This is a genomic window from Enterobacter cloacae complex sp. IR5412 (genome assembly GCF_049237385.1).
GTDB classification, from domain to species: domain Bacteria; phylum Pseudomonadota; class Gammaproteobacteria; order Enterobacterales; family Enterobacteriaceae; genus Enterobacter; species Enterobacter intestinihominis.
This window is the reverse complement of the sequence record NZ_JBMKHQ010000002.1, coordinates 314,805-333,343: the sequence shown is the minus strand read 5'-3', so window position 1 is coordinate 333,343 and position 18,539 is coordinate 314,805. Positions and strand designations below refer to the sequence as shown.

The window sequence follows — 18,539 nt, the reverse complement described above, 5'->3', positions numbered from 1 at the left end:
TTCATCGCGCTGAGTAAGCCAGCAGGCTGGCGAGGTCGTGCCGGGTTAGTGATTTTGAAAAGTACCAGCCTTGCACGAGGGCATCGGGGTATCTCTGCGCGATGAACTGATATTGCGTTTCGCTTTCGACTCCCTCAAACACCAGGGTTTTGTGCAGTTTAGCGAGCGCGTCGCTAAAGATCACCAGGATATCCTGTTTATAATGCTCGTTGATGCCATCCACTAACGACTTATCCACTTTGATTTCGTCATATTTGAGATTGGACAGCCTTGCCAGATTAGAGTTTTGCACGCCAAAATCGTCTATTGAAATTTTGACGCCTGCCGATTTAAGATCCTCACAAAACTCTTCAAGGATGGCCGAGGTGGAAACGCCATTCTCGGATAACTCAACTTTGATTAACGATAAGGGAATAGCGTTCTCTAAGCATGCATGACGTAATACCGCCAGAAATTTGCCGTCTTCAATTTCCGTCCGGCCAACGTTCAGTGAAATCATTAACTGATGTTCGGCCGCCAGAGCGGCAATTTCCGCCAGGGATTTCTTTATCATGTTCTGATAATAAACGTTATACAGACCAATTTTTTTAATTAACGGGATAAACAGCTCAGGAGAAACCTCTTTGTGATTGTTATCCTGCCATCTTGATAACACTTCAACCCCGACGATTTTCTTATCAGCAACCCGAATTATGGGCTGAAAATGAACGCTGATAGTATTCGCTATCACCGCCTTGACCAGCGTTCGCTCAAGAGAAAGTCGATCTTCATAAAGTCGAAGAGAAAACAGCGTCAGGGATACCCAGATAAAGTATAAAAACAGGCACAGGAGCACCATCACTACGCGGGAGAGCGATGCCAGTCCGGCATTGTGGTGGGTGACGGTAACGCACAAATCCCAGCGCGTGCTGCACTGCGTCACGGTCTGCGTGAATAACAGTGACGACAAGCGGCTAAGGTTTTCTGTAGGTGACGTAACGGTAAAAAAGGTTCGGTCGAAATCTTTCGTGGTAGAACGAAGTGAATAGTTGGCGGTGACCGGAGAGAATTTATCGTAGGCTGAACGTGATGTGAAGATAATAAGATGGTTATAAATTGTCGCATTGCCTACAAAAAAATCTTTCTGTGAAAATTGCGCCAGACTGAATCCGTTCAGGGTGTTGTGAAGCTCAGAGGGAAGGGCGATGGGATTTGCCAGCTTGCCCCAAAATGCGGTGCAGGTGATTTTCCCATTTTCAATAAACCCCACATCGGCGAAATAGAGACTCTGCATCTTTAAATTACGGTAGACGTTCAGGCTGGCGCTATCGCATCCCATCGCGGAGGTATTTTTAAGCGTACTGGCGATATTTTGCGTCAAGTCTTCGGAATAGCGTAAGAGCGTGTGGGAGATCTCCCTCTGCCGGTCCTTTTGCTGCTCAACGATAATGGCGTTAACCGCATACAGCGACAGGACGACCATAAAGGTTGAGATGATAGCAACGGCAATGGCCTTGTTCATTTTCCTGCTGTCCCGCCACGTCCTGAGGTGCAGGGATCTTAACACAGGTCATTAAAGCTACAAGTATGCGCGTTGAGCCCGCACGTGATTGAAAGGGAAGCCACCATGCCGACTCATTACATCTCAGAACCACTCAAACCGTGTCGAGAGCAGTAACAGTAGCGTACTGGCAGAAACAAGATTAAGGCAGATGACGAACTTGCTCGATACGTTCATGTTATAAGATTCACTTTGCTGTTCAGTAGCCACAGAGAATAGCGGTTCACCTCCTGGGAAAAAACGCCAGATTTTGGTGGGGTGAGGCAAAAAAAAGCCCACTAAAAGTGGGCAAGAAATACTGGAAGCAATGTGAGCAATGTCGTACTGAATACCTGAGTGATTTTCTCAACTATTCAGTAATGAGAAAGATAATCTTTCTCAGTAAAAGATGCAACCCCACGATGAGAGTGGAACGGCAATTTTTATTGCTCAGATTTTACTCAAACGAACCGTGTGATTCTTATCACAAATTTCCTTTCTCAGATCCTGTGCTATCCTTTTCTGTGTCGTTGATTTAATGACAAAAACCATACAGAGAGGAAAGCTATGGGAATTTTATCCTGGATTATCTTTGGGCTGATTGCGGGGATCCTGGCGAAGTGGATTATGCCGGGCAAAGATGGCGGCGGTTTCATCGTCACGATCGTTCTGGGGATTGTAGGTGCAGTCGTCGGTGGCTGGATCAGTACCCTGTTCGGCTTTGGCAGAGTTGATGGCTTCAACTTCGGCAGCTTTGTCGTCGCGGTGATTGGCGCGCTGGTTGTTCTGTTTATCTACAGAAAAATCAAAAGCTAAATCTGACCTGTGTTAAAAAAGGCTGCCTGAGGGCGGCCTTTTTACTTTGGGCGTTACCACCAGCCAAACTGCGTACCGGCGACGGCCACGATGGCGACAATCAGCATGATGAGGGTCGTTTTTCTCATTTATGCCCCCGGCGCGGCGTAACCGCCAAGGAAAAACCAGCCTAAAAACACTACTGCCGTGATAAAAATAACCACCGGAAAGAGGATCCCTATTCTCATGCCATCACCTGTTTGAGTTTGTATAAGGCCGTAGAGTGTACGGCTTTAATCTAACGCGACAAAGCCTGTTTTGTTTTTTCCTTTTTTATCCTGATACATCGCGAGGTCTGCGGTGCGCAGGGCACTATCTTCATCCGTGCTGTGAGGATCGACAATAACGACGCCAAGGCTTGCACCGGGATAGAGAATAGTGACATTACCTAACCCATATTCACCCGTGATACGGCCGTTGAGGCGGGTTTTGATAGCGTTGACCTCTGTGCTGGCGTCGCCATCATCGCTGTGACTCAGGCTGGCAACCAGAAATTCATCGCCGCCGAGCCGGCCGATAATTTCGTCCTGCGTTTGCTGGTGAGTCAGTCGATTGCCGACCTGAACGAGGAACCGATCGCCCGCTTCATGACCGTACTGATCATTGATTCGCTTGAAATCATCGAGATCAATAAAGGCAATCATGACGTTGCGGTTAAGATGGCGCGCCAGTGAGAACAGGGTGGTAAGGTTTTCAAAAATGGCGCGACGATTCGGCAGGCCGGTAAGGGCGTCGGTGTAAGAGTGGGCAATGAGCGCCGCATTTGCTTCACGAAGCTGAAGCACAAGCGACTCTTTCTGAATGTACTGACCAATTAACCCGGCAAAGAGCCTGATCACCTGCTCGCCACGCTCGCTGAACTGTTTCTGTGCGGTGCTGGCAGCGCAAAGCGTGCCGTACAGAGAACCGTCAGCCAGGTGAACCGGCACGCTCATATAGGTTGTAATACCCAGTGCTTTTGCCGCTTCACACTCCGGCCAGCGGTCGGGCACCTCGTTACTGAACAAGGTGTCGCTATCCATGGCGCGCTTACAGAGCGTTTCGTCCCAGGGCACGCTGAACCCTTCCGGGATCTGCATTTGCTTGCTGTTACGGGCATATAAAATGTGCTGCAAACGCGCGTTGATATCGATTTTGGTCAGGTAGGTTGATTCCATATCCGTCACAATTTCCAGCATTTCCAGTAGCTGACGCACCAGACTGTCGAGAGATTGCTCGGTGGAGAGGGTTTCTGAAACACGGGCAAGAATGATATCTGACATGAGGCAGGTTGACTCCCATGCAGAAGACCTCTGTATCTGCATGTTATGCTGAAAATATAGACTCCGGTCATAGTAAAACATGAACAGGATTAATTTTATAGATTCTTCTGAAAGCGGATGAAGGAGAGGCTAAAAAAAAGCCCCGATGTTGAGATCGGGGCAAAACATCTTGATTACGGAATGATGTTCTCTGGTCAGAGTGAGAACAGACACCACTATAGGGATGAATCGTGCAGGTTTAATGGAGAAATCATGGAGAAAACGGCGATGACCCGTTACTCTGACGTTTTCAACACCCTGAAGGATCATGATAATGAAATATCTTCTCCTGGCGCTGGTTTTACCGCTGGCCGCATGCTCAACAAAGACCACCCCTCCTGATGCGCCTCAACCGCCGCACGCTATTGGTATGGCAAATCCGGCGTCAGTGTACTGTCTGGAGAAAGGGGGAGAGCAAATCCCTGTACAAAGCCCGCAGGGCGTACGTACCGAGTGCAAATTGCCAGGCGGGGAAGTGATCGATGAATGGGATCTCTATCGCCGCGATCACCCGCAACCGACCAGATGACAACGGCAATAAAACTGCGATACACTTCTCTTTAGGATTATTCTTAGCCAGTTTCTGGCGGTACGTTTGCGAGAAGAAGTATGTTTCAGTTAAAACCGGGCAGCATGGCGATAATTGTGGGTGCGCGTACGACGGCGGGCCGTCGAAATATCGGTAAATCCGTGGAGCTGTTTGGCCTTTGTCAGCCGGGCCAGCGTTTTGTGAACCCGGTTAACGGCGTCATGACGCAATTACCTGATACATCAGCGCGTGCGCTGTGGCTGGTCACCGGTGATGTTTACGCCTTTGATAATCAGCACGGTTTTGCGTTTGTTCGCCCGGAACATTTGATGCCGCTTACTCCCGACGAGATGCCACACAACGTGGATGAGCTGGCAATCGGTTAATCACAGTTCACGCAGCCAGTCCGCCAGTACCCGCGCGTGATTCTGCTCCGTATTTTTCGCCCCATAGAGTAGCGTCACGGTCTGCTGTCGGGCGAGGGCCGCCAGGCGTTTGCCTTCATCCTGATGCTGCGCCAGTTCTTTACGATAGGCTTCACTGAACGCGGTGAAATCTATCGTTTCACTGTGAAAGGCTTTCCGCAGTTCGCTGGACGGCGTTAGCGCTTTACACCACTCATCACAGGCGAGGTCGGTCTTTTTTATCCCTCGCGGCCAGAGTCTGTCTACCAGCACCCGGTAACCATCGTCTGACGTTGCCTGTTCATATACGCGCTTACATTGAATCATCCGTTTTCCTCCTACCGTGCGACGTTCGGCAAGAACACTATAGCACCCGGCGTTTAACCACCCAATTTAAGGTATTGTGATAATTGCAAAAGATCGGTAGTCTGAGGTTCCTTATGTTATCTGAAAATCCTCCGGCATAAGGAATCTCTCATGGAACTCTCCCCGGTTAAAACGACGCTGCGCATTGCGCTGGTTGGTGATTACAATCCCGATGTTATTGCGCACCAGGCGATCCCGCTGGCGATTGACGACGCCGCTGCGGTTCTGGATCTCACCGCTGATTATGACTGGCTCGCCACGCCTGAGCTGACCAACCCCGAAGACCTGGTCGGGTACGATGCCATCTGGCTGGTACCGGCAAGCCCGTATAAAAACACCGAGGCGGCGTTTATTGCCGCGCGTTACGCGCGTGAAAACAGCATCCCTTTTCTCGGCACCTGCGGCGGGTTCCAGCATGCGCTGATTGAGTATGCCCGTAATGTGCTGGGCTGGCACGATGCAGGCCATGCCGAAACCGATACCGAGGGGAGGATGGTGATTGCGCCGCTGGCCTGCTCGCTGGTGGAAAAAACCGACGCGATTGAGCTGCGGAACAACACGCTGATTGCCAAAGCGTACGGCAAGCCGGAAATTCAGGAAGGTTATCACTGCAATTACGGCGTCTCGTCTGAGTTTGCCAGCCAGCTTGAGCGGGGCGACATGCGCGTAACGGGCTGGGACGAGCAGGGCGAGATCCGCGCGGCAGAGCTGCTGACCCATCCTTTCTTTGTCATCACCCTGTTCCAGCATGAGCGGGCTGCGCTTCAAGGGCGCCCAGTCGTGCTGGTACAGGCCATGCTGCGGGCGGCGCAGGGATAAAAAAAGCAGACCGTCAGGTCTGCCTTGAATGTCAGCGGGGTGTGATCTCCCGGTCACGCCCGGCCAGCATGCCGCACAGGGCCATCACTACCGCTGCCAGCGCGCAGGCCAGCAGCGGAATGCGCCAGTCTCCGGCGGTATCGTGAATTTTCCCCATCAGCGGTGGGCCACAGGCCGCCAGCAGATAGCCAATCGACTGTGCCATGCCGGAGAGCGCGGCGGCCTGATGGGCCGAGCTGGCCCGCAGTCCGATAAACGTCAGGCCGAGGATCATGGTGGCGCCGGATCCAAAGCCAAACACCAGCGTCCAGACGACGGCCAGCCCCGGCGCGAACCAGAACCCGGCCGCACTGACGGCGCACATCAGAGCGACAAGCCCGGCTATGCCACGCTGATCGTTAAGACGGTGCAGGATCAGCGGAATGGCGAGACCGGGAACAGCGGTTGCCAGCTGGAGAAGTCCGTGCATGGAGCCAGCCTGCGTTTCGCTGTAGCCGTGGCTAAGTAAAATCGCGGGTAACCAGCCGATAATGACGTAGTAAATCAGCGAGTTAATGCCCAGAAAAAGCGTCACCTGCCAGGCGAGTGCGGAGCGCCAGATTGCCCGATTGTGCAACGCGCCCGCGCCGGTCAGGGTGGCGGCCGGCCTCTGGCGCCATTGCGGTAACCACAGCAGCAGCGCCACCAGCGGGAAGAACATCAGCATCAACAGCGCCCCGTGCCAGCCACCACTCCCCAGCGACAGCGGGACGATCAGCGCAGACCCTGCGGCAGCGGCGGCCCCCATCGTCAGCGAATAAGCCCCCGTCAGTTTTGCGACCTGGCCCGGAAAATCACGTTTGATTAATCCGGGTAACAGGACATTGCCCAGCGCAATCCCACAGCCCACGATCGCCGTACCGATAAACAGCAGCGAGGCCGACGGCAGCGAACGTACGCCAATTCCGATGCAAATCAGCAGCAGAGCGATAAAAAGGCTGCGCTCCATGCCCAGTCGCCGGGCGACGCCTGCGGCAAGGGGAGAGATAAAGGCGAAGGCCAGCAGAGGCAGCGTTGTGAGCAGGCCGGTTTGCGCCGTGCTTAAGCCATAGTCCTGTCGGATGGTGTCGAGCAGGGGGGCGACCCCGGTAAAGGTGACGCGCAGCGTCGTGGCGATCATCAGGATGCCTGCAACCAGCAGCGCGCCCTGTTTCCCGGAAGGTTGAATAGCAGTAGTCATTATTGTCTCTTACGTTCAGGCGAGCGCATACCATACCGATTTAAGTCGTGGTTGAAATCAGGCTAAAATGACAGTTTATCGCTAATATCGGACAACTTTATGTATGGACTGGGACTCGACGGCTACGATCCCGATAGCCAGCACGACGCGGCGGTGGCCTTTCGCATCCGCGTGGTGGCACAAGAACAGTACATTCCGCTGCATCAGCACCGCAAAGGGCAGCTGATTATGGCGCTGGGAGGAGCGATCACCTGTGAAGTAGAGAACGCGATGCTGATGGTGCCGCCCCAGTATGCGGTGTGGATACCGGGTCAAACGCCGCACAGCAACAAGGCGACGCCCGGCGCGCAGCTCTGCCTGCTGTTTATTGAACCCGGTGCGCTCGAATTACCGAAGCGTACCTGTACGTTGAAAATATCGCCCCTGGTGCGGGAGCTGGTGCTGGCGCTCGCGGACAGGTCACAGGAGGAACTGCCTCTTCCCGCTACCGGAAGGCTGGTTGACGTCCTGTTTGATGAACTGCCCCTGCAACCGCAGGAGCATCTCCAGCTGCCGGTATCTCCGCATCCGAAAATTCGTCTGATGAGTGAGACCATGGCAAACGAACCTGCCGCCTGGCAGACGCTGGCGCAGTGGGCCAGCCACTTTGCCATGAGCGAGCGCAATCTGGCGCGGCTGGTGGTGAAAGAGACCGGCTTAAGCTTTCGCCGCTGGCGACACCAGCTCCAGCTGATTGTCGCATTGCAGTTTTTGATCGGCGGAAAGTCGGTCCAGCAGGCGGCGCAGGCGCTGGGGTATGACTCCACCACCGCCTTTATCACCATGTTCAAGAAAGGACTGGGACAGACGCCCGCCCGCTATATCGCCAGCCTGACTACGACTTCCCGATAAACAGCGAAACCAGTCCGGCAGCAATCAGCGGGCCAACCGGCACGCCACGAAATAGCGCCACGCCTAACACGGTGCCCACCAGCAGCCCGGCCACCAGAGAAGGCTGGCTGCTCATCAGCGTCACGCCGCGCCCGCCAAGCCATGAGACAAAAACGCCTACTGCAATCGCCACCAGCGATTTCCAGTTCACAAAGGAGTGCAGCAGCGTTGAGGCCGGTAGCGTTCCGCTGGCAATCGGGGCCATCACACCGATGGTCAAAATAATGATCCCGATGGTAAGCCCCTGTTTTTCTATCCACGGGAAGAAGGTGTTCAACGGTGTGACGCGAACGATGATCAGGACCAGAATGGAAATCGCGACGGTGGTATTGTGGCTGACAAAACCCAGAGCAGCCAGGGCCAGAAGTATGAGTAGTGTAGGGTCGAACATGACGGGATCCTTGCCAAAAATAGTAAGCCTGCTTACTTTACGCGCAAACGCGACGGCAGGCAGGCTTTACTGAAAAAATTGTCTATTTTTGGGCACTTGCCTGACGTCAGTCCACCAGTTGCTGGATAAGCGGACTCCCTTCGCGGATAAACACCGGGATGGTTTCCAGCGCCGCAGGCACCCGGATATGCTCCCCACCGGCGTAGCGCTCACCGTTGAGGGCGATCCAGCTATTGCCCGTCGGCAGCCAGACATCGCGCTCACGCTGACCGGCCTGCATAACCGGCGCCACCAGAAGATCTTCACCAAACAGATACTGATCTTCACACGCCCAGCTCTGCTTATCCTTCGGATAGTGCCAGAACAGCGGACGCATAAGCGGGTCTCCGTGCAGATGAGCCTGCCGGTACAACGCGTCAATATACGGGCGCAGGGTTTCGCGCACGGTAAGCCAGTGCTGCATGATGGCGTAATTCTCTTCTCCGTAACTCCACAGCTCATTAGGCGAACCGCTGTTACACTGAGGAATGCCGTCACGGTAGCGCTCCGGGGGCTGGATCTGCGGTTCGCGATAGCCGTGCATGCGCAGAACCGGTGTAAACACCGCCCACTGGAACCAACGGATCAGCAATTCATGGAATGCCGGGTCGTTAACGTTCCCTCCCTGGAAGCCGCCGATATCGGTCGTCCACCATGGGATCCCCGCTAGCCCCATATTCAGTCCTGCGGCGAGTTGATTGCGAAAAGCATGGAACGAGGAGTGGACATCACCCGACCACGCCAGCACGCCGAAGCGTTGGCTGCCAGCCCAGGCGCAGCGTACCAGGTTAACAATGTCGGTTTCGCCGTTTGCCTGGAGCCCATCGTAAAAGCCCTGTGCAAAGTCACGCGGGTAGCGATTGCCCACTTCCAGTACCGGGCCGGCGTGGTAGCGATAGTTGTCAAAATCATAGGCGCGGTATTCCGGCTCCGCTTCGTCCAGCCAGAACAGCTTAATGCCCATGTCGTAGTAATTTTTCTTCACCGTATCCCAGACGAATTTCCGCGCCTCAGGATGGGTCGCATCAAAGAAGGTGGTATTGCCCATAAAATCGAGGTTGACCTGCACGCCGCGCTCACTGCTGACCAGCCAGCCTTTGGCTTTCATCAGCGGGTAGAGGGGGCTGCGCGCCTCTACCGTTGGCCACACCGACACCATCAGCGCAATACCCATTTCGCGCAGCTCGTCGACCATGCCTTCAGGATCGGGCCAGTCTACGGGGTCGAAGCACCAGGTGCCCTGATTCGGCCAGTGGAAAAAGTCGATGACCATCACCGACAGCGGCAGATTACGGCGGCTATACTCCCGCGCAACCTCAAGCACCTCCTGCTGGGTGCGGTATCGCAATTTGCACTGCCACAGCCCACTGATAAACGCCGGGGCGGGGGGCGGAGTACCGGTGGCTTTCACATACTGGCGGGTGATATCCGCCACCGTGTCAGCGGCGGTGATCCAGTAGTCCATCTCTCCTGTGACGCGGGCGCGCCATTCCGTCTGATTTTTTGCAAAGCTGGCTTCACCAATCGCCGGGTTGTTCCACAGCAGGCCATAGCCAAGGCTGGACTGCATAAAGGGCACGCTGGCCTGGGAGTTGCGCTGAGCCAGCTCCAGCGTACAGCCTTTCAGATCCAGCCACGGCTGTTGATACTGACCCATGCCATAGATGCGTTCATCCGGACGCGATTCAAACCGGACGGTGAGCTGATATTTGCCGCCCATCAGCGGTTTAAATTCGCGGCCATCCAGCTTCAGAGCGCTGACATATTTATCCTGACTCTTCTCGCTGGCACCGATACCCACCGTTGAACGCTGGCGCCACATCTCCTCCAGCAGCAGTTCGCCGCGCTGATTGTAGAAGGCCAACTGACCTTTAAGGTTCAGGGTCGCGGTAATATTGCCGTTGCGCAGCGTCAGGCTTTCCGCTTCGGCGAAAATCTCGGCCTGGCAAGGGGCGGCGGGTAACAGTGCCTGTAAGGCGTCATCAAATGCCGGGGAGCAGGTGGCCCTGACGCGAAGACTGTTTTCTCCCCAGGGTTCGATGCGCAGGATCTGGCGTTCAAAACGCCATTCGATACAGTTGGAATGTTGAATCAGCTCACTCATGGATAATGCGTCCTTCTAAACAGGGTGTTTGGCGAGATGGATGGATTGCATTGTGCTGTCGTCGAGCTTGTACCAGCGCAACGTGGCAAACGCGCAGAGCGACAAGATGCCAGGTACGACGGTGAAGAGGGCGATGATGCAGTACATGGCCGTGGTAGTTTGTTCCGGGGCATTGGCAACATAGCCGCTTAAGCCCAGCGTCCAGCCAACAATCGCGCCGCTGATCGCCATCCCCAGTTTGAGTACGGCGAGGAAGGTGGAGAAGATCACGCCGTCCATGCGTTTGCCCTGTTTCCATTCGCCGTAATCGGCGACATCCGCCATCATCACCCACATTAGCGTAGTGGTGGCCTGGTAAAGGGTGGAGACGATAAACGTCATGGGCACCAGAATAAGCACCAACTTAGGCGCAAAGAACAGGGCGATGCTGAGTACCCCCGCCAGTACGGAACAATATCCAAACATCTGCACTTTGCTGACGTTCTGCGTCAGACGTTTGGCCAGCGCGCTGCCTGCGGCTTTCCCGAGAATATGCGCCCCGAGCATCCACATAAAATAGCTTGCGCTACCGAGATAATAAGTGACGAAATACATCATTGCGCCAAGGCGAATAACGCCAAAACCAATGTTGGTTAATACCAGGACGGCGACAACTCGCCATTGGTCGTTTCGTAATAAATCCCGCAGTTCCGCAAGATAATTATTGTGGGTAGCGGGAGCCTTAATACGTTCACGCGTATTGGCGAAGCAGATCCAGAACATGACGACCGCGACGGTCGCCATAATGGCCATCGCCCAGCGGTAGCCCAGTAATTTATCGTCGCCGCCTAAAAACTCTGCCAGCGGCATCATAAAGAATGTCGACAACGCACCACCCAGCGTGGCAAGGAAAAAGCGATAAGACTGAAGGGAAATTCGCGCATCGTTGTCGGGCGTAATCACCGCGCCCATGGAGCAATAGGGAATATTGATTGCGGTATACATCAGCATCATCAGGGTATAGCTGACGGTGGCGAAAATCATTTTACCGTGCAGGTCGAGCGACGCCGGCACGGCGTAGGTCAGCAGACAGCTTGCGCCAAAGGGCAGCGCCAGCCACAGCATCCAGGGGCGGAATTTTCCCCAGCGGGTACGCGTCCTGTCTGCGATATAGCCCATCGCCGGATCAATTATGGCATCGGCGGTTCTCGCCAGAAGAAACATAGTGCCCACGAATGCGGCAGGTAACCCCACCACGTCCGTATAGTAAAACGTCAGAAAAATAATGACGTTATCCAGCCCAATATGGCTCGCCATATCGCCTAACCCATAACTGATTTTTTCTTTACGGGTAATTATCTCGGTCATTGTATTCACCTTGCCAGTGTAAGGTTTATTTATGAGGTGCTCCGTAAACAAGGTTAACCATCATGAAAAGGTTAACAATTGCGAGATCTGGCATCGGGGTTACGTAAATTTCTTTTCGTGATACCGGTAACAAATAAAGTATTTAAACAGTGACTTTATATGGGGGAGGGGAGTTAACAGCGAATCGTTTCAGCGAAAAATCGTCATCTCGCGGACGAGTCATTGTCATTTAACTGTCATTATGCGGGAGTAAAAAAAAAGGAAATGGGCAAAGCAGAGGGCATCATGAACGATCCTATGTTTGTCGAAACGCTGATTATCTCCTCATCGTTTTTTATCATCGCGATTATTTTGATTGCTTCCGTGCTGCTGCTGGAAAACGGCTGACCGTTAGCCAGCCTCTGTATTTATTGTTTACGGAACGACACCAGTTCAGGACGGGCGATACGCAGATAGTCCTGGGTATCCATAATCACCGATTTTTCCAGCAGACCGGCGTTAAAGGCGATCTCGTCGAAGCGCTCAAACAGCAGCGGATCGGCGACCAGCGTCAGATCCGGGTGAAAGCTGAAGGGGGGAATGGCGCCGAAAACGCAGCCGGTAAGCGCATCCACTTCGGCCGGACTGGCGAGAGATGCTTTTAGCCCTCCGAAATGGCTGGCCAGCAGGCTCAGATCGGCCTGCCGATCGGCGGCGAGGATTGCCAGAATATGTTTCTTAACGCCGTTGCCTTTTACCTTACAGACCAGCGCTTTTGCTCCCTGGCGGAGATCGGTCCCGCGAATTTCACTGACCGCTTCGCATTTCCCTACGGCCTCATGCGCCACCACACGAAAGCGCGCCTCCTGCTCGGTTAATAAGCTGATTAGCTGCTGATGGGTTGTCGTCCCGGTCACGTCATCAGACATAACGATTTCACCTGTGATTAGCCAATACGTAGCTTGCTACATTAGCACGGGAGGGAGAGGGCTGAAAGAAAACAGCCAGCGGGAGCGCTGGCTGTTGATTCATGCGTTGCTGGTGGAAGACTGTTTCTGGAGCAATTCGCTAAATTCTAAGTGACTGAATTTAATTTATAAAACTCTTTCCCCAAAACATCCCCAAAATAATTCCCCAAAACTCCCTGTTTAAATCACAACTTTTTTCCATTCTAGACCACGATCATCTCCATACATTACGCTCATTGCTTCGGTTTTATGCCCTAAAAGAGTTTTGACATCTATACCCTGAGCTTTGTATGTTCTTGATGAAAGCGAGCGCTGTTCATGAAACGGCGGAAGGGCAGTGCAATCCTTAGGCCAGGTAATATTTGCTTTATCTCTTGCCTCCTTAAAATATCTTGATATCGTTTTTTCTGGAACGTGAGATCCCGCTTTACCGTAAGCGTGATGCTTAACATGGTGGATCAGATAAGGGCTTACTACTCTATCGCGACACTTACTAATAACATCAGCCAGAGTCAACCCGATTGCATCGCACCTTAAATTTAAGGGGATAGCTAACTTCATTCCGGTTTTATTTTGGGTAACATGAAGGTGATTATCCCAAATGTCACTAAACTTCATCTCGACTATGTCACCTATCCTTTGCCCGGTTACTAAAGCCAAAAGCATAGAATTTTGAGCGCAAGGAGGTAAAGAGCCTGCGCTTTCAAAAATCAACTTCCATTGTTCAATGCTAAGTCTGCTTCGTTTTACTTTGGCTATTGGATTTTTTACAGCTAAGGCTGGGTTGTAGCCAGGATCAACCTCGCCAGCATGCTGCGCCTCTTTGAACACGTCGTTTAGTACGCTTCTTATCAGTTGGCCCATTCTGTGCTTTCCCTCTGCCTTATATTCATCAATAATTTTTGCAATGAGTCTTGTATCAACATCCTTCAGGCGAAGGTTTGGCACTCTATCTGCGAGAATCTGAGAACATAATCGTCTGGATTTTACAGTAGGGTTTTTTATCTCACCGTCACGCAACCTTTCCATCTGAATTTCGATGTATTTTTTAATCCACTCAGAAACACGTATACCTTGATCCTTTTTCACTGAGCTCTTCATTGCCATATCAATCAGAGCATAAGATTGCTGAGTTTCTTGTTCTGCGGTTATACGGTTCATCTCGATTGCAGCAGCTTTTGCCGCTTCATCATCTGTTCCGAATCCAATAAATGAACCAGTTACAGGGTGGCGATATTGCCAATAAATTTTTGAGGTACGCTTATCTAACTTACAGTAAAGGTTGGGTATTTTGACATTATGTTTTCTGGGGCGAGCTGCCATTTATTGCTTTCTCCACTAACTGGCGGGCCTTGTCTGATAATGATGACGAAATATCAACACTGCCAACCATGCCAACAAAACGAGCATCTTCATCTATAACCCAGCGTCGACCTTGCTTTAAGGCTGGCGGATAAGTCTGTTTGGTCTTTGCTATTTTATTTAATGCTGAGTTGCTTAATGGATATTTGAATCCATTAGGACCAGATGCCCACTCATGAAGTGTTACTAACTGCCCCATGCGTTTCTCTCCACTTAACCGGCTGCACCCGGTGTTTATTTCTGTAATTTATCCTTCATGCTCTTAACTGTTACCGTAAGCAGATCGATATCAGTAACTTTTCCGTGAACGATTTCAGCTATCCGCTCAACAATAGCGCGGTAGTTTGTTTGTTCGGCTTTACCATAAAGCAGCGATGCCAGAGCAATCTTCATCGCCTCAAGCGCCATAGCCGCGTCTTCGTTTACTGCGCCGGGCACAGCATCGCGCTCTTCTTCAAGCTCCGCGATTGTCTTCAGTAGCCATTCTTTGGTAATAGTGCTCATGGGTTAGTCCTCTCCGTGAATACGGATGCCAGCATCGGATAAAGCAGCATTAACCTCTGCCTCTGGATATGCATAGATAGAACGGTGTGCATCTCCGAAATCCCTACGATGCAAAACACTAATGGGCTTAGGCAATTTCACTTCCCGCTCCTCCAGCTCAGCAATCCGCTTCTCTGCGGCTTCCAGCCTTTCGTCCGACTCCGCAAATTTTCTCTGCCAGCCATTACATGCATAAGTAGCCACTTCCAGCTCATCCAGCAGCGCCAGCACGGCGGCAGGGTTGGCGGACTCGAGAAATCCGGCGCATTTGGCTGGAACATCACCATCAGTGCAGTTGATGACTGTCGAACCTTTATCGTCCGTTATGTATGCTTTCGAATGTTGCGTCGCGCGCATGTATTGCCACTTCATGCCACCTGCGCGAACCGCCGCTTCCCGTAATACACGTTTGTCGATGATGCTCATTTGGCGGCCTCCTGGACACGTTTGTTCCAAGCAGCTATAGCCATGTTGATTTTGTTGGCGCCCACCATCTGAACAGACTGCGCGTCACACGAGTGGCAGCGAACAATTGCCGATTGGTAAGGACAGTCCTCTTCGTACTGCGAGAACGCCTCTACGTCTTTGCTGCCGCAGAATGGGCAAGGTTTAATTTGTGTACTCATGACTGCACTCCTTTGCGAATCTGGGCGGCGAACTCGGGAGCTTTACGGCGTTTGATTCTTTCAATGGCATGCGTGTATCCATCTTGATAGCATTCCTCGCCACGCTCTACATATGGGCTTCCAAGGCTGGCAGCAAACATCTCCACACCCTGCGCCCGAACTTCAGCCAGGAAAGCGTCGGTGGCTGGGGTTTTAACGTCGACCAGCATTCGAACGCTTTCGACATTCTCCGGATCGGTTGATTGCTGCCATCTGATAGTTTCGTCAATCGCAGCTTTAATCCCCGCATTCTCCGCAGCTAGCGCCGCAGCTTCATTACGAACCTTACGCAGTTCCAGAACAGCTACCTGCACTGCATAAGCGAACATAGCAGCAGGGCGGTCGCTCACTTTTTCACTATCTCGTTGCATGTTGACAGCAATAGTCATCAGTTCATCCAGCTGTTCGCCGGTCATTAGTTTATTGGCTGTCATGATTTTGCTCCTGCTGCAATTTGTGTTGCTTAACGAAGTGGGCCACAGCCTTTGACTGGCTGGTCACGATCCCATTAAGGATGACGTTCTTACCGCGATAGATTTGCGCTTTCCCGATCTCATTACCTTCAAGTCTGACGTAAAGAGTTTTCCCTCTGATCTCAGTTTCAGGGACAGGTTGTGACAGGCGGTAAGTTTCACGCGTTTCGGCAATCGCTTTATGTTCGTCCATAATCGACAGCGCCTCGGCCAGTGCACTCCCTTCAAGAGTGAAGACGCCTTCATCACTGATCGTGGCCTGAGCCATCAGCTCAACGAAACGGCGTGCGTTCTTTACACTCAGCTCCGGCGCGATAGAGCTACGGGTTACTTTCGATTTACCCTGAGCAGCCGCTACAGCTTTATCATGTTGGAGTACTTTCCCGGCCTGTTCGCCATACTCCATAACGCGATCAACCGCGACATCGACTGACACAGCACCGGATTTAACCTCCTGCTGAACGTCATGGTTCGCCGTGCTGAGGAGCAGCAGCTTCTCGACGGTGGACACAGACTTATTCACCAGCTTTGCTATCTCGCTGGTGGTCTGGTTGAAGGCGTTATGAAGCTCCTGAATAACAGCTGCCTGTTCCATATCGGATAGCGGGAGCTGGTTGTTACTGGTCATGATGCGCGCCAGGCGCTGAACATCGCTACCGTTGAACGGCATGATGTGGATGCGGTCTACTGGCTTACCAGCTTCTGCACAGCGCGCATAGCAGCGACGCCGACGGTGGCCTTCAACAACCCACACTCCCCCTTCATCACGGGCGATAACCTCCAGCGGGGGAACGGAGCCACCGTTCATCAGATAGTTGAAGAGGTCATCATCTGCCTGGCGGGTACGTTCATCATCTTCGCGTTTGTTGAAACCTTCCCGCACATGGATTTGGTCGAGGCTGATGAACATCCCGGTATCGGTGCGCTTGATGGTCCCGTCACGGGTCATTTGCTTGAATGAGTTAGCCATCAGAGAGCCACCTCGTTATTTTGGGAAATGACGATGGGTGACAGCTCACGCAATTCTCGCTGGGCTTCCAGTAAATGCATATTGGTTCTGCTCTTCGTGTGGCGTTCAACAATGCGGTCACACTCTTTGGCCCAGCTTGCTACATCTTCACGCAAGGTGATGTTCTGAACAGCCAGTTCCTTACGCTGAGCAATCGCTTCGCAAAGCGCTACGCTTGTATAGTCCAGGCGGTTAGCCAGTTCGGTCATAATTCCGCGATAAGCTGGCGGAAGGAGAGGGGCGGCCTTACGCGCTGCGTCGATCAGCTGCTCCCGGGTCATGCGTGGTTGTAACTCGGTGACGTTCTGTGTGTTCGTCATGGATAGTTTCTCCGTGTTTTGAGCGCTCTGCACAGCGCTGAATTTTGGTTGCACGAATCCCTCGCCGATTGGCGACAAAAAAATAAAGGGGTTTCGTTTTAATAAGCACCCAACCAGGGCACTTAGTGAAACGGGCGGCTGCCACCGCCAGTTAGCTTCTCCACAATTGAGAGCGCGTTCTCCTGAGTTGATTTAACGACTACGGCCTCTCAAGTTGAACGCTGAACGCGCTTTCAGTTGTGTAAAAGGGGCGGTCGACATTAAGGACATTCAAAACTGCCGACCGCCAAGACTACACACAGCAATCAAAACTTTGCCTGTCTTTTCACCACATCAGGCTCGGTGGTATTCTTGGAGTTCTCACACAACCAAGAAGGGTAATGCTCATGATTAACGGATTTGGTCACCTATACTCCGCAACGGAGCAGCACATTGCAAAAATCAGAGAAATCAAAACCATCGGTTTTGTTGACTCTAACGAATTATCAAAAGTAACCAATCGCGCCGTTCAACTGTGCGTCCTAGACTTATTGCTTGCTGCACATCGCAATAAGCATGAGACCACGATTAACAAACTCCCCGGCGCTAAAGCTCTCCACCACAAACTTCTTCAGAAATATAACTGGCCACTGTCAGAGATTCGCGCGATGAGCCTTTCAGATGTTTTTATCGCACTTCACGATGAACTATCACTTGAATCTCTTGAGGGTCAGGCTAAAAGCTACTTTTCAACAATGATTGCCGGGAGATACCCAATTACGTTTACTGATTTTATCGATGAGGAGTGGGATCCAGATCTGGCCGAAAAACTTCTATTCGACTCTGCGCAGTAGCCTCTTCAATTTGTGTATTCAGGATAGATAATTGTTTTTCAATTTCGGCTTTAGTGAGAACCAGACTCTGAAGCCGCCTTACTGCCTCAACCTTTTTCTCCATCCATCCAAAGATCTGCTCATCAGACATTCCACTTGCGTCGATAACTGGTTCTCCTTCGGTAGCCCCTACCTTCTGGTAAATGAATCCAGCTTTTAAGCTAACTACACCCTTTGATTGCTCGCTCATGTTGCTTACTCACAATGTTCGCTGCTGATGATTGAAATATACAAAACGTATTATGTTGTGTGCCGGGATTCCACCGGCTCCCATCTGTTTTTATAGCCACTCAGATATCGTCTGGGCTGTCACCTGATCGCCACGCTGGTGAAACGTCTCTGGCCGTCGTACTTGCCTGGCTTGCACATTCCGGCTACCCGCTGGATCTGGATACTTGAAGGAATCCCCGGACCGCTGCGGCACATGTGCCATATGCCGTACTACTTACTACCACACCAACACAGGTAACTGTCAGTACCAGTGGCGTGATTCAAATGTAGGATATCTTACTTTGGTGTGTCAAC

The 18,539-nt window shown here is 52.2% G+C and carries 26 protein-coding genes; 7 read left to right on the top strand and 19 right to left on the bottom strand.

Annotated elements, in window-relative coordinates; all coding sequences use genetic code 11:
* Position 1: 1 nt before the first annotated feature.
* Both ACOTX2_RS05245 and yncL read right to left on the bottom strand, forming a co-directional pair.
* Positions 2–1,501 (bottom strand): EAL domain-containing protein, encoded by a 1,500-nt coding sequence (locus tag ACOTX2_RS05245; protein WP_063147581.1) that lies wholly within the window; start codon positions 1,499–1,501, stop codon positions 2–4.
* A 123-nt stretch (positions 1,502–1,624) separates the two neighbouring features.
* Complete coding sequence (gene yncL, locus ACOTX2_RS05240; RefSeq protein ID WP_071524166.1) at positions 1,625–1,717, bottom strand: stress response membrane protein YncL; 93 nt, start codon at positions 1,715–1,717, stop codon at positions 1,625–1,627.
* 369 nt (positions 1,718–2,086) lie between these two features.
* Between yncL and ACOTX2_RS05235 the strand changes: the two genes are divergently transcribed.
* Positions 2,087–2,335, top strand: a complete 249-nt coding sequence (locus ACOTX2_RS05235) for a GlsB/YeaQ/YmgE family stress response membrane protein (protein WP_022647775.1) — start codon at positions 2,087–2,089, stop codon at positions 2,333–2,335.
* Positions 2,336–2,388: 53 nt separating this feature from the next.
* On the opposite strand, the gene yoaJ is transcribed toward ACOTX2_RS05235, so the two are convergent.
* The 3 genes from yoaJ to ACOTX2_RS05220 are packed head-to-tail and all read right to left on the bottom strand — an operon-like array spanning position 2,389 to position 3,636.
* Positions 2,389–2,463, bottom strand: a complete 75-nt coding sequence (yoaJ, locus tag ACOTX2_RS05230) for a protein YoaJ (RefSeq protein ID WP_071841870.1) — start codon at positions 2,461–2,463, stop codon at positions 2,389–2,391.
* Positions 2,464–2,562 (bottom strand): YoaK family small membrane protein, encoded by a 99-nt coding sequence (locus ACOTX2_RS05225; protein ID WP_015570793.1) that lies wholly within the window; start codon positions 2,560–2,562, stop codon positions 2,464–2,466.
* A gap of 45 nt (positions 2,563–2,607) precedes the next feature.
* Entirely contained in the window at positions 2,608–3,636 is a 1,029-nt protein-coding gene (locus ACOTX2_RS05220; protein ID WP_063147580.1) for a sensor domain-containing diguanylate cyclase, read from the bottom strand.
* A gap of 313 nt (positions 3,637–3,949) precedes the next feature.
* On the opposite strand from ACOTX2_RS05220, the gene ACOTX2_RS05215 reads away from it, so the two are divergent.
* Positions 3,950–4,204 (top strand): DUF333 domain-containing protein, encoded by a 255-nt coding sequence (locus ACOTX2_RS05215; RefSeq protein WP_015570791.1) that lies wholly within the window; start codon positions 3,950–3,952, stop codon positions 4,202–4,204.
* Between the two features lie 80 nt (positions 4,205–4,284).
* Positions 4,285–4,590 (top strand): hypothetical protein, encoded by a 306-nt coding sequence (locus ACOTX2_RS05210; protein ID WP_022647778.1) that lies wholly within the window; start codon positions 4,285–4,287, stop codon positions 4,588–4,590.
* Here the strand turns inward: ACOTX2_RS05210 and ACOTX2_RS05205 are convergent, their stop codons facing one another.
* Entirely contained in the window at positions 4,591–4,935 is a 345-nt protein-coding gene (locus ACOTX2_RS05205; protein WP_063147579.1) for a DUF488 domain-containing protein, read from the bottom strand. It abuts the gene before it with no gap.
* A 150-nt stretch (positions 4,936–5,085) separates the two neighbouring features.
* Here ACOTX2_RS05205 and ACOTX2_RS05200 point away from each other — a divergent pair, with 150 nt between their 5' ends.
* Positions 5,086–5,793 (top strand): CTP synthase C-terminal region-related (seleno)protein, encoded by a 708-nt coding sequence (locus tag ACOTX2_RS05200; protein ID WP_022647780.1) that lies wholly within the window; start codon positions 5,086–5,088, stop codon positions 5,791–5,793.
* A 31-nt stretch (positions 5,794–5,824) separates the two neighbouring features.
* Here the strand turns inward: ACOTX2_RS05200 and ACOTX2_RS05195 are convergent, their stop codons facing one another.
* Positions 5,825–7,012 (bottom strand): CynX/NimT family MFS transporter, encoded by a 1,188-nt coding sequence (locus ACOTX2_RS05195; RefSeq protein ID WP_023305888.1) that lies wholly within the window; start codon positions 7,010–7,012, stop codon positions 5,825–5,827.
* A gap of 99 nt (positions 7,013–7,111) precedes the next feature.
* Here ACOTX2_RS05195 and ACOTX2_RS05190 point away from each other — a divergent pair, with 99 nt between their 5' ends.
* On the top strand, positions 7,112–7,903 hold the full coding sequence (locus tag ACOTX2_RS05190; RefSeq protein WP_063147578.1) for an AraC family transcriptional regulator: 792 nt from the start codon (positions 7,112–7,114) through the stop codon (positions 7,901–7,903).
* On the opposite strand, the gene ACOTX2_RS05185 is transcribed toward ACOTX2_RS05190, so the two are convergent.
* From ACOTX2_RS05185 to ACOTX2_RS05175, 3 genes are all read right to left on the bottom strand, one after another.
* Positions 7,887–8,333, bottom strand: a complete 447-nt coding sequence (locus ACOTX2_RS05185) for a DUF441 domain-containing protein (protein WP_003857881.1) — start codon at positions 8,331–8,333, stop codon at positions 7,887–7,889. The two genes, ACOTX2_RS05190 and ACOTX2_RS05185, sit on opposite strands and share 17 nt — an antisense overlap.
* A 106-nt stretch (positions 8,334–8,439) precedes the next feature.
* On the bottom strand, positions 8,440–10,476 hold the full coding sequence (locus ACOTX2_RS05180) for a TIM-barrel domain-containing protein (protein WP_063147577.1): 2,037 nt from the start codon (positions 10,474–10,476) through the stop codon (positions 8,440–8,442).
* Between the two features lie 15 nt (positions 10,477–10,491).
* On the bottom strand, positions 10,492–11,823 hold the full coding sequence (locus tag ACOTX2_RS05175) for a glycoside-pentoside-hexuronide (GPH):cation symporter (protein ID WP_063147576.1): 1,332 nt from the start codon (positions 11,821–11,823) through the stop codon (positions 10,492–10,494).
* A gap of 285 nt (positions 11,824–12,108) precedes the next feature.
* Here ACOTX2_RS05175 and yoaI point away from each other — a divergent pair, with 285 nt between their 5' ends.
* Positions 12,109–12,210, top strand: coding sequence for a small membrane protein YoaI (gene yoaI, locus ACOTX2_RS05170; RefSeq protein ID WP_017384693.1), 102 nt, complete (start codon positions 12,109–12,111; stop codon positions 12,208–12,210).
* A gap of 20 nt (positions 12,211–12,230) precedes the next feature.
* On the opposite strand, the gene ACOTX2_RS05165 is transcribed toward yoaI, so the two are convergent.
* The 9 genes from ACOTX2_RS05165 to ACOTX2_RS05125 all read right to left on the bottom strand — a co-directional run bounded on the left by ACOTX2_RS05165 (position 12,231) and on the right by ACOTX2_RS05125 (position 17,142).
* Positions 12,231–12,731, bottom strand: coding sequence for a YbaK/prolyl-tRNA synthetase associated domain-containing protein (locus ACOTX2_RS05165; protein ID WP_023305892.1), 501 nt, complete (start codon positions 12,729–12,731; stop codon positions 12,231–12,233).
* A gap of 219 nt (positions 12,732–12,950) precedes the next feature.
* Positions 12,951–14,093, bottom strand: coding sequence for a phage integrase Arm DNA-binding domain-containing protein (locus tag ACOTX2_RS05160; RefSeq protein WP_063418922.1), 1,143 nt, complete (start codon positions 14,091–14,093; stop codon positions 12,951–12,953).
* A complete protein-coding gene (locus ACOTX2_RS05155) occupies positions 14,068–14,331 on the bottom strand; it encodes an excisionase (RefSeq protein WP_022650818.1) in 264 nt (87 codons plus the stop codon). The genes ACOTX2_RS05160 and ACOTX2_RS05155 overlap by 26 nt, the downstream gene beginning before the upstream one ends.
* A 35-nt stretch (positions 14,332–14,366) precedes the next feature.
* Positions 14,367–14,636, bottom strand: coding sequence for a hypothetical protein (locus ACOTX2_RS05150; protein ID WP_063418920.1), 270 nt, complete (start codon positions 14,634–14,636; stop codon positions 14,367–14,369).
* A 3-nt stretch (positions 14,637–14,639) separates the two neighbouring features.
* Positions 14,640–15,101, bottom strand: coding sequence for an ead/Ea22-like family protein (locus tag ACOTX2_RS05145; RefSeq protein ID WP_063418918.1), 462 nt, complete (start codon positions 15,099–15,101; stop codon positions 14,640–14,642).
* The gene (locus tag ACOTX2_RS05140) at positions 15,098–15,301 is read right to left on the bottom strand and encodes a Lar family restriction alleviation protein (RefSeq protein WP_063418916.1); all 204 of its coding nucleotides are present in this window, start codon (positions 15,299–15,301) and stop codon (positions 15,098–15,100) included. Before ACOTX2_RS05140 ends, ACOTX2_RS05145 begins: the two co-directional genes overlap by 4 nt.
* Positions 15,298–15,774 carry a hypothetical protein gene (locus ACOTX2_RS05135; RefSeq protein ID WP_063418914.1) on the bottom strand — a complete coding sequence of 159 codons (477 nt, stop codon included), beginning with the start codon at positions 15,772–15,774 and terminating at the stop codon, positions 15,298–15,300. The genes ACOTX2_RS05140 and ACOTX2_RS05135 overlap by 4 nt, the downstream gene beginning before the upstream one ends.
* Positions 15,761–16,783: a chromosome partitioning protein ParB gene (locus ACOTX2_RS05130; RefSeq protein ID WP_080468961.1), complete on the bottom strand. Its 1,023-nt coding sequence runs from the start codon at positions 16,781–16,783 to the stop codon at positions 15,761–15,763. The genes ACOTX2_RS05135 and ACOTX2_RS05130 overlap by 14 nt, the downstream gene beginning before the upstream one ends.
* Complete coding sequence (locus ACOTX2_RS05125; protein WP_230373152.1) at positions 16,783–17,142, bottom strand: hypothetical protein; 360 nt, start codon at positions 17,140–17,142, stop codon at positions 16,783–16,785. The genes ACOTX2_RS05130 and ACOTX2_RS05125 overlap by 1 nt, the downstream gene beginning before the upstream one ends.
* 386 nt (positions 17,143–17,528) lie before the next feature.
* Between ACOTX2_RS05125 and ACOTX2_RS05120 the strand changes: the two genes are divergently transcribed.
* Entirely contained in the window at positions 17,529–17,975 is a 447-nt protein-coding gene (locus ACOTX2_RS05120) for an ECs1072 family phage-associated protein (protein ID WP_158236390.1), read from the top strand.
* The last annotated feature ends 564 nt before the right edge of the window (positions 17,976–18,539 follow it).

Excerpts from the sequence above, each read along its gene's own strand:
- ACOTX2_RS05245 (WP_063147581.1), bottom strand. The coding sequence starts at position 1,501 with ATGAACAAGGCCATTGCCGTTGCTATCATCTCAACCTTTATGGTCGTC.
- yncL (WP_071524166.1), bottom strand. The coding sequence starts at position 1,717 with ATGAACGTATCGAGCAAGTTCGTCATCTGCCTTAATCTTGTTTCTGCC.
- ACOTX2_RS05235 (WP_022647775.1), top strand. The coding sequence starts at position 2,087 with ATGGGAATTTTATCCTGGATTATCTTTGGGCTGATTGCGGGGATCCTG.
- ACOTX2_RS05225 (WP_015570793.1), bottom strand. The coding sequence starts at position 2,562 with ATGAGAATAGGGATCCTCTTTCCGGTGGTTATTTTTATCACGGCAGTA.
- ACOTX2_RS05220 (WP_063147580.1), bottom strand. The coding sequence starts at position 3,636 with ATGTCAGATATCATTCTTGCCCGTGTTTCAGAAACCCTCTCCACCGAG.
- ACOTX2_RS05215 (WP_015570791.1), top strand. The coding sequence starts at position 3,950 with ATGAAATATCTTCTCCTGGCGCTGGTTTTACCGCTGGCCGCATGCTCA.
- ACOTX2_RS05210 (WP_022647778.1), top strand. The coding sequence starts at position 4,285 with ATGTTTCAGTTAAAACCGGGCAGCATGGCGATAATTGTGGGTGCGCGT.
- ACOTX2_RS05205 (WP_063147579.1), bottom strand. The coding sequence starts at position 4,935 with ATGATTCAATGTAAGCGCGTATATGAACAGGCAACGTCAGACGATGGT.
- ACOTX2_RS05200 (WP_022647780.1), top strand. The coding sequence starts at position 5,086 with ATGGAACTCTCCCCGGTTAAAACGACGCTGCGCATTGCGCTGGTTGGT.
- ACOTX2_RS05195 (WP_023305888.1), bottom strand. The coding sequence starts at position 7,012 with ATGACTACTGCTATTCAACCTTCCGGGAAACAGGGCGCGCTGCTGGTT.
- ACOTX2_RS05190 (WP_063147578.1), top strand. The coding sequence starts at position 7,112 with ATGTATGGACTGGGACTCGACGGCTACGATCCCGATAGCCAGCACGAC.
- ACOTX2_RS05185 (WP_003857881.1), bottom strand. The coding sequence starts at position 8,333 with ATGTTCGACCCTACACTACTCATACTTCTGGCCCTGGCTGCTCTGGGT.
- ACOTX2_RS05180 (WP_063147577.1), bottom strand. The coding sequence starts at position 10,476 with ATGAGTGAGCTGATTCAACATTCCAACTGTATCGAATGGCGTTTTGAA.
- ACOTX2_RS05175 (WP_063147576.1), bottom strand. The coding sequence starts at position 11,823 with ATGACCGAGATAATTACCCGTAAAGAAAAAATCAGTTATGGGTTAGGC.
- yoaI (WP_017384693.1), top strand. The coding sequence starts at position 12,109 with ATGAACGATCCTATGTTTGTCGAAACGCTGATTATCTCCTCATCGTTT.
- ACOTX2_RS05165 (WP_023305892.1), bottom strand. The coding sequence starts at position 12,731 with ATGTCTGATGACGTGACCGGGACGACAACCCATCAGCAGCTAATCAGC.
- ACOTX2_RS05160 (WP_063418922.1), bottom strand. The coding sequence starts at position 14,093 with ATGGCAGCTCGCCCCAGAAAACATAATGTCAAAATACCCAACCTTTAC.
- ACOTX2_RS05155 (WP_022650818.1), bottom strand. The coding sequence starts at position 14,331 with ATGGGGCAGTTAGTAACACTTCATGAGTGGGCATCTGGTCCTAATGGA.
- ACOTX2_RS05150 (WP_063418920.1), bottom strand. The coding sequence starts at position 14,636 with ATGAGCACTATTACCAAAGAATGGCTACTGAAGACAATCGCGGAGCTT.
- ACOTX2_RS05145 (WP_063418918.1), bottom strand. The coding sequence starts at position 15,101 with ATGAGCATCATCGACAAACGTGTATTACGGGAAGCGGCGGTTCGCGCA.
- ACOTX2_RS05140 (WP_063418916.1), bottom strand. The coding sequence starts at position 15,301 with ATGAGTACACAAATTAAACCTTGCCCATTCTGCGGCAGCAAAGACGTA.
- ACOTX2_RS05135 (WP_063418914.1), bottom strand. The coding sequence starts at position 15,774 with ATGACAGCCAATAAACTAATGACCGGCGAACAGCTGGATGAACTGATG.
- ACOTX2_RS05130 (WP_080468961.1), bottom strand. The coding sequence starts at position 16,783 with ATGGCTAACTCATTCAAGCAAATGACCCGTGACGGGACCATCAAGCGC.
- ACOTX2_RS05125 (WP_230373152.1), bottom strand. The coding sequence starts at position 17,142 with ATGACGAACACACAGAACGTCACCGAGTTACAACCACGCATGACCCGG.
- ACOTX2_RS05120 (WP_158236390.1), top strand. The coding sequence starts at position 17,529 with ATGATTAACGGATTTGGTCACCTATACTCCGCAACGGAGCAGCACATT.